We start from the raw sequence: 3,137 nt of genomic DNA on the forward strand, positions 1-3,137 counted from the left end.
GCAAAGCTTGTTCCGAAATCGACCGTCCTGAAAGGTGCGGCTTTTTCTGGTTACGGCGCGAAAAATGCGCAAAAAGAAGTTGCGGATTGGATAAAAAAATTGGCGTTAAGTAATATGTAGATAGGCTATTTTACTTTCATATAAGTATCTTTTTGGCTTGGAACTTATGTACAAAAAGTGAATTTAAAATTCAATATTTTTTTACATTTAAATTATGGCAAAAAATATGCAGATATACTATAATTGTTGTATGAAAAAGAAAATAACGGCTTTTATTATTTCTTTATTTTTGTTTTCATTGTCAGTTCCTCAGGCATGTTTTGCGGAGCTGGGTTTTTATTTTAAGAAAGGAAAATCAGTTGAAATCTCGTCAAAGACCGCACAGGTTATAAATCTTCTGGACATATCAGACAAAATAGTAAGAAAGTATTACGGCGGCACAAAATATTTCTTTCTGAAGATGTATGTAAAAAGTTTTGAAAATAACGGGCTTCCTGCATATATCCAAAAGAGCGTCGTACTGTTTTTGCATTCTGCCGCAGCAATGATAATAAACGCTAAAAAAAATGTTTATTGTGGAAAAGAATATTTGATTTTTGAAGAATTTCCAAACTATCTAATGCGAGTCGGTCCTTTTTTTGGCGCGGGTCGGGAAATAATCAAACAGTATCTGTTGTCAATTGAGGCGCTTCAGAAAGGAAGCGTGCCCGCTTTTGCGTTTACTATTAACAATATGTTATTTTAAATATTCGGCTTGCGGGAAAATTCCCCAAGCCGAAATTTTTTGGAGAAACTTATGAATAAACTAATTTCGATTTTTACTGCCTTTTGTTTTATGATTTCCATTATAGGTACGGACATAGCACATGCCGCCGCGGCAACAGGGAATGATAAAAATATTATTGAAAATTCAATAAATTTCATTCCGTTCCATCTCGGAAGGGTTATAGAATCGAAAACTTTTGCCAACAGTGGCTATACAGTTGTCAATATACAGGATTTGCACTGCCACATAGAAGTCCAGAGAAATATCGAACGGATAATCGAGAGTTTACAAAAAAACTATAAAATTTCAGCTATTTTTGTTGAAGGCGGTTATGATGAAGTTGACACAAGCATATTCAGCCGCGTGAAAGACGAGAAGCTGAGAAATAATATTATTGAAGGTCTTTTTGAAAAGGGAAGGCTCACCGGAGCGGAATATTACTATTTGAAAAATGACGTAAAAACGCCTTTTTACGGTTTGGAAAACAAAGAAATTCATAAACAAAACCTTGAAAGGCTCTCAAAAGCTTTGAGTAACGGCGGACAGTATAAAATGAATCTAATGGAAATAAAATCTGAAATAGAGTATCTCAAAGCCAAATATTTCAGCCGGGAAAATCATAGGTTTAGCACTACGTTTGAAAGCTACAAATACGGCAGAATGCCGATGGAAAGATATTATGCCGTTTTGAGAAAATATATTGAAAAATTGGACAATAACGATTCAAAATATAATTCTCTTCTTCCCATATCGTTTGAAAAATATCCGGTTTTCATTGCATACTGCGAGCTTCTTAAAACCTCAAAAAAGATTGATTACAATAAAGCTACTTATGAAATGCAGGAACTTGTCAACCGACTCAAAAAAAATCTTTCTTACAATGAATACAGCAAGCTGTCTCTTGCTACGGCGGGTTTTTCAAACGTTGAAGAGCTCGGGCTGCACATGCCGCCGCTTTCCAAAAAATACGGTATCAGCATAGACGCAGCGAGCAGCCTTGGCAGGCTTATAACATATATAGAGGCGGGCAGGAAAATAAATCCCGTTGAGATGCTTAATGAGGAAAGAAGGATAGCGGAGGATATAAGGGTAGCGTTTTCGAGCACTCCCGAAGAAATCGAAGTATCATTCCTGAGCGATTTTTATGTCTATCTGGAATCTTTTTTAGACACAAAAATTACGTCCGACGATTACGCGTTTTTTGAAAAAGAATATCCGAGATTTGAAAAGATATATTCCAAATACGCTTTTAAGAACACTTTGGACGCGATGAAAGAAGACATAAAGTTCCTTATGCAATATTACAGGATTAATAAGGAAAGAAACTCCATATTCGTAAAAAACATAGAGAAAAGGCTTGATAAAAACGCTAAAAACGAAATTGTAATAGTTGTTTCCGGCGGTTTCCACAGCGAAGGACTCAATAAAATATTTACGCAAAACCGCACTTCATACATAAGTCTCATGCCTGCCGTAACGCAGGAAACAAAGACGGCAGAAGAAAATTACAATTCTTTCCTTGCCAAAGGCAATGTTTTTGCAGTACAGACTTTGGCTTTGTCTCTTGCCTCGCAGGCGCAGTCTACGGAAATAGCACAGATGATGATAGAGATAGCGTCATCTTCGCTTTCATCTTTTGCGTATAATGAAAACAATATCGCTTTCATTATTCAGGGGATAAGCGAAGCGCTGGGCGAAAAAATCGATTACAGCTTTTCTTCGGATAAAACGGTTGTCACCTTAGCTGACGGCTTTACCATAACCTTAAAAAATGCCGGTGGAAAGATAGAAAGTCTTGAAGAAACGAACGAAGAAATCGTAAAAACGAATAAACTTAAATTTTCTGCTGAGAGGTTAGTCTCCACAGCAGCAGGCGTGGCTTCGTTGTATGACGCTGTTTTTAACCCGCGTACTTACCTGACAGTAAAAAACATAATGAAATTCGCGGCGGCAAATAATGCCGTCACGGGCGATGGGCTTATCTTTGACATTGAAACCGATTTGTCTCTCCCAGCGGTTATTGAGGATGTGGACGCAGGACTTATGAGAAAAATGCCGGAGCGCGTTCAGGAAGCGATTCTCAAAACGCATAAAAGGGATGAACTGCTTAACAGCGAAAGCAGAATAGCGGCGAGAATATTTCTGGCTGCATATTCCAAATTGGGTTATGATAAAGCTGCGCTGGAAAGATTTATGCCGCAGAGTGAAGATGACCATGAATCTTCGCAAGATCCATCGCAAACAAATAATAAGCTTGAGCTTGCGTGGGCTTCGCGGATTGCAGATAGGCTGGGGCTTAAAGATGGATGGCTCAGGGGGATAGTTGTAGGAACACTTGAAATACTGCATTCTACGTTTCTGCCTCCGCTTG

2 protein-coding genes are annotated in these 3,137 nt (G+C 38.2%); both read left to right on the forward strand.

The window, feature by feature from the left end; all coding sequences use genetic code 11:
• The first annotated feature begins 250 nt into the window (after nt 1-250).
• Nucleotides 251-745 (forward strand): hypothetical protein, encoded by a 495-nt coding sequence (locus LBD46_08430; GenBank protein MDR2427185.1) that lies wholly within the window; start codon nt 251-253, stop codon nt 743-745.
• Nucleotides 746-796: 51 nt separating this feature from the next.
• Nucleotides 797-3,137, forward strand: a 2,341-nt coding sequence (locus LBD46_08435) for a hypothetical protein (GenBank protein MDR2427186.1), incomplete at its 3' end; no start/stop codon positions are given.

It is taken from the genome of Candidatus Endomicrobium procryptotermitis, assembly GCA_031279415.1.
In the GTDB taxonomy this organism is placed as follows: Bacteria; Elusimicrobiota; Endomicrobiia; order Endomicrobiales; family Endomicrobiaceae; genus Endomicrobium_B; species Endomicrobium_B procryptotermitis.